Below are 4,917 nucleotides of genomic sequence, written 5' to 3'. Positions count from 1 at the left end.
CGGGCGGCCCGCTATACGAGATCTCGTATCCAGATCCGCTGTAATCGGTTAGCTCCGATGGTTTTTCCCACATGCACGACGCGTTGGCGTGATCATCGGTATAGCAGCACGGGCTCCACGATCCCTCGTCAGACCAGCTGTGCAGATTGCAGCGGCTTTCTTCATGCGGAGCCTCGTTGGCTAAGTCGCGGGCGTGCGTCTGGGCCACCTCGGTAAGTCCGGTGGACAGCGGCACCTCTGGCAGATCTTGAGAGGCGCGGTATGAGCGTACAGCGTCTACAAGCGCTTGCTCATTTTCGGAGGTACACACCCGCGTACGTGGGGATGGATCACGGTCGGGCTCATCGGCGCCAGCAATGGCTTCTTGATCTGGAGCCTGGCATACATTCCCCTCGCACGTTTCGTCTTCAGCACAACGGCGTCCGCCACACGCAAACGAGCCCATAAGCCGTGGGTCGCGCTCGTATCCCTCAATAGAACCAATCGCTTGTCCAACCTCCGTCATGAACGGCCATATGCCTGCTCCCCGCCGAGGCGTCTCGTTCCACGCCACCCGCGTCCAATCATCAGGATCAGACTGGCGCAGGTCTGCCATTTCTCCGGCAATCTCGACGCGTCCCGAATCGGTCGCTACAACGTTGAGCCGCAGGTTCAGGGTGTCGTTCACGCGAATCGGCTCCGTACGCAGATAGCCCGACGTCCGGTTTAATTCCTCGGTGGATACCTCGGCCCTCTTCAAGGTGCGAACCACGCGGTCAACCATTGCACTCGTGGATCCGGTCGAATCGGACTTCACAATGATGACATTGTCGCCTTCCCACACCATACCGCCCTCCGCCAACGTTCCACTCCCGCGGCATCCTACATACACGAGTGCAACCACCAAAACCATGGCGGTGGCTGCCCACCAAGCTGCTTGAAACGACGCGTATCGATTCTTTTTCATGCCATGCGTGTGCTATGTTGGAGAAGAAAATGCACCCTTGAAAAAGGGACTTGATGTCGCAGCTACCAGCCTCTCATTGGTAAAAGCGTTCGGGCTTGACAGTTGCGGTCACTCGTCTGCAGAAAACATCCTCTCGGGCCAGCGATGCACCTGCCCCTGCATGTGATGCGGCGAGGAACAGGTTGTCCCCTGGCATCCCTGGCCGAGAGGAAACAGGTAGAGGCATCTGCCTCGCATTTACATGTCGATATGGCGTCAGCGTCAGACGTCTACCGCCTTCTAAAATCCGATGCCCAGGCTCAGGCGGAATCCTTCGTTTTTGATGTCGGATGCTGCATCGTTGATCTCCTCATCGTCAAACACGCCAGTCAGGCCTCGTGTGTAGCGTGCATCAAGCATCAGGAGCACGCCTCCAGCCTCAACGTCAAGCCCAGCCCCCACGTGTGCGCCGATCTCGGTGCCATTTACGAAGTCGCTGATGTCGCGGGGATCGGTGCCAGGACGAGGCTCATCGAACTCGGCGTTTAGATTTATGCCCACTGCCGGCCCTCCAAACACCGTGGGCGTCATGGGGCCGGCGACCGGGATCTGCAGCTTGGCCAAGATGGGAATCTCTACGTAGTCGAGCGCCAGACTCCCGGCTCCCACATTAGGGTCATTGGGAATAGTGGAAATGTCGAAGCCTTTCTGGATATAGGCTGCTTCGGGCTGGAGCGCAAACGGTCCGGCAAAGTCAATCTGGACGAATCCGCCAATAGTGTGGAGTGGAACGAGCCCCAGTACGGCAATCCGAGCGGTTGGAGACGCTAATTGGACCGATCGGGGACCTCGCCAGCCTCAACGATCCAGGTCTCTGCGCCCCCAAAGTTTTCGGAATCGGTCGCCTCGTCTATGACATCTCCGTCGCTGCGAAGCTGCAGAGTCATGCTAAGAAAGTCGGGATTCGCGTTGTTCATAATTGCTGTGACCTGCACCCCATCGAAATCGCCGGGATTATCAGCACAGTCGGTACCGCTCGGTCCGTTGAGCTCAGCTTCAACCGGGAGAGACTCTCCAATCCCACTCGCTCCCCCTGACTGGCACGTTCCACCGTCGTAAAAGTAGGACACATTGTAGTTTATCGAGAGAGTGGAGCTGCTTTCCGCCCTGAACGTAAGATCACCGTCCAGGGAAGCACCGCTTTCTTCGTCATCATCGCTACCGAATAAGTCGCAAGCCGACATGCTGATCATGAGGACGAAGGCAACCAGAAAGACACCCAATTTAGGTATCGAAGCGTGGGTGGCGTTAGAAGAGAGAGAACGTTGCATAGCATTGAGTATGGTTGTAGGAAGAAAAACGCATACGAGCAGAAGAACGAATTGACTGCTGGCGCCTCGCGACGCATTGCATCTTCTGTCGTGCCTTCCATGCAACCGACCGGAGCACGGAATGTCCAAAAACGAGCTATCGGAGATGCGACATATCGTGTCGTAGATGGGACAATGTCGAAATCACAATAGGATATGTCGTAATTACGACAGGGAAGGTCGCATCCGCGCGGCTATGCAATGCCGGGATCAGCCCGCATCTGTCTCGTTTTCGGACGCGTCGCGATAGGCCGAGGGCGACTGCCCCGTGGCTTTGCGGAAGACTTTCGAGAAGTGCGATGACGAGCGGAATCCAACCGCGTACACCACCTCGGCGATGGTCTCTGGATCCGTTTGCAGGAGCGTTTTTGCGTGTTCGATGCGGCGGTGACGAATGAACGCGGCCGGGGTCATGTCCACCGCGTCTTTGAGGCGACGCGTGCACTGCCGCTGGCTTAGCGCCACCGCACTCGCCAACTGATCGACCGTAAAGTCGGGGTTGTCCAGGTGCTCATCCACAGCACCAGTAACCGCCTCCATAAACGGCAGGTGCTGCCGGTCGATGCTCGCGCTGGTACTGGACAGCGAAACCTGTTCTTCAAAGCGCGCCTGCAAGTGTTTGCGGGCGGCCAGGTGATTGGCAATGCGCTGCTTCAGGGCGGCAACGTCGAACGGCTTCGTGATGTAGGCATCAGCCCCGCAGCCAAGCCCCTCGCGCTCGGCTTCATTGCTCGCGCGGGCGGTCAGGAGCAGCACAGGAATGGTGCGCAGCTCCGCATCCTCTTTGATGGCGCGGCATAGCGCGAATCCGTCCATCTCGGGCATCATCACATCGGCCAGGACCAGGTCGGGCGGGTCGTTCTGGATCATAGCCCATCCTTCGGCGCCATCTCCGGCTGTGCGCACGCGCCACCGAGGGGACAGCTCTTCCTCCAGGAAGCTGCGCATCTCGGCGTTGTCTTCGACCACGAGGACAGTTGCGCTGGATTCCGATGCGGCGTCGTGCGCGGGCGCAACGCCATTGGAGTGCATCTCGATTGCTGATGCCTCCTCAAGATGTGCGATGTCGGTGCGTACGTCGCGGGGCGGCAACTGGGTGGTCGGATACAGTGGCAGGTGCACAATGAAGGTGCTGCCTTCGTTGGGCGTGCTCTCCACATCAATGGTGCCGTTGTGCAGCGCCACCAGTTCGCTGGTCAGTGTGAGACCCAGGCCCAGCCCATCTTCGTCGTGCTCCTGTGCCCGGTTGCCCCGCTCAAAGCGTGCAAAGATGCGCTCCTGCTCCGCCTCCGAGAGGCCCGGCCCCGTGTCCGCCACCGAAATCGTGGCATATCCAGGCCGGTCGCCCGACGGCTCCACACGCACCGTAACCGCTCCGCCCGAGGGCGTGAACTTGAGCGCGTTATCCACCAGATTGCTCACGATCGTTTCCACCTTCTCGACGTCGAACTGGCTTTCGAGGGGATGCGTAGGCCGGTGCACGTCCAGATCGATGCTCTGGCCCTGGGCCCGCTCCGTAAACGCATCGGCGGTGCGCTGCACGAGGGTGGCTAGATCACCCGGCTGGTGCTCCACCGACATACGGCTTGCCTGAAGCGTAGCCAGATCGAGGAGCTGGTCGATCAGGCGCTGCACGTGTTCGGCGTTGCGTACCATGCGCTGCACCTGCTCGATACCCAGTTCCACCACACCATCACTGGCCTGTTGCAGCGCGCTTTTGAGGGGACTGAGCAAGAGCGAGAGCGGCGTCCGAAACTCGTGACTTACATGCGCAAAGAACCGGTTCTTGGCGTCGTCGAGCTCGGCCAGCCGCTCGGCCTGGGCTTCGGTTTTGCGTTTTTCCTCGCGCAGTTCCGTGGTGCGCTCCTGCACCATCTCCTCCAGCACCTGCTGATACCGCTGCAAGCGCCGAATCCGCCAGCGATAGGCGACCCAGCCCAGCATCAGCAGAATGAGTCCGGCAAGCCCCTGCACGCTGCGCATCTCGTAGATGTACGCCGGAATCCGAAATGAGTACGTGGCCGCCTCCCCAGCCAAACGGTCGTTGAGCCGCGCCCGTACCTGAAACTGATACGCCCCTGGATCCAGGTTCGTGTATCGCGTAAAGCCCTGCGTGGTCGCACTCCACGTGGTGTCCTGCGGTAGCAGTCGGTATTCGTAGTGTACGCTCTGGGGATCAGCAAAGTGAACGCCGGCGAACGAAAACCCGATGCTCCGGTCGCTTGCCTCCAGATCCAAAGTGGGCGTAGCGGGCTGATCGTTCAGGTTTACCTCCAGCCCTGTAAGCAACGTGCGCGGGGGCTGTTCGGTCTGCCCAAGCACACGCAACGGCAGTTTGGTGATGCCATGGGCGTGCCCAACATACAACGTATCGCGAGCTACGTGTGCCGCCATCACGTTCGAGGAGCGCAGCCCGTCGGCTTCGGTAAGCTGGCGCTGCACGGCGCCGGTTTCTGCATTGAGCACGTACAGCCCGTGCTGACGCGTGCTGGCCAGGGCCAGGCTGTCGCCCACCGTATCCACCTGCCACACACGCCGATTGCTTAGCAGACGCTGCGCCGTGCCGCTGGCATCGATGCGAAGCAATCCGCCGTCGTACACAAAAGTCGCCCACACGCGACC

At 59.9% G+C, this 4,917-nt stretch carries 4 protein-coding genes; all 4 read right to left on the bottom strand.

What is annotated here, in order from left to right:
* Positions 1–946: CAP domain-containing protein (locus R6U20_RS09725; RefSeq protein ID WP_410337660.1), on the bottom strand; the 946-nt coding region annotated here is incomplete at its 3' end.
* A 279-nt stretch (positions 947–1,225) separates the two neighbouring features.
* Positions 1,226–1,702 carry a porin family protein gene (locus R6U20_RS09720; protein WP_410337661.1) on the bottom strand — a complete coding sequence of 159 codons (477 nt, stop codon included), beginning with the start codon at positions 1,700–1,702 and terminating at the stop codon, positions 1,226–1,228.
* A gap of 50 nt (positions 1,703–1,752) precedes the next feature.
* Positions 1,753–2,055 carry a hypothetical protein gene (locus R6U20_RS09715; RefSeq protein ID WP_410337659.1) on the bottom strand — a complete coding sequence of 101 codons (303 nt, stop codon included), beginning with the start codon at positions 2,053–2,055 and terminating at the stop codon, positions 1,753–1,755.
* A gap of 450 nt (positions 2,056–2,505) precedes the next feature.
* The coding region (locus tag R6U20_RS09710) for an ATP-binding protein (protein ID WP_410337658.1) at positions 2,506–4,917 on the bottom strand (2,412 nt) is incomplete at its 5' end.

Origin of the sequence: Longimonas sp., from assembly GCF_046498435.1 — a bacterium.
Taxonomy (GTDB): Bacteria; Bacteroidota; Rhodothermia; order Rhodothermales; family Salinibacteraceae; genus Longimonas.
The sequence above is the reverse complement of the archived record's forward strand: the minus strand, read 5'-3'. Positions and strand labels throughout refer to the sequence as shown.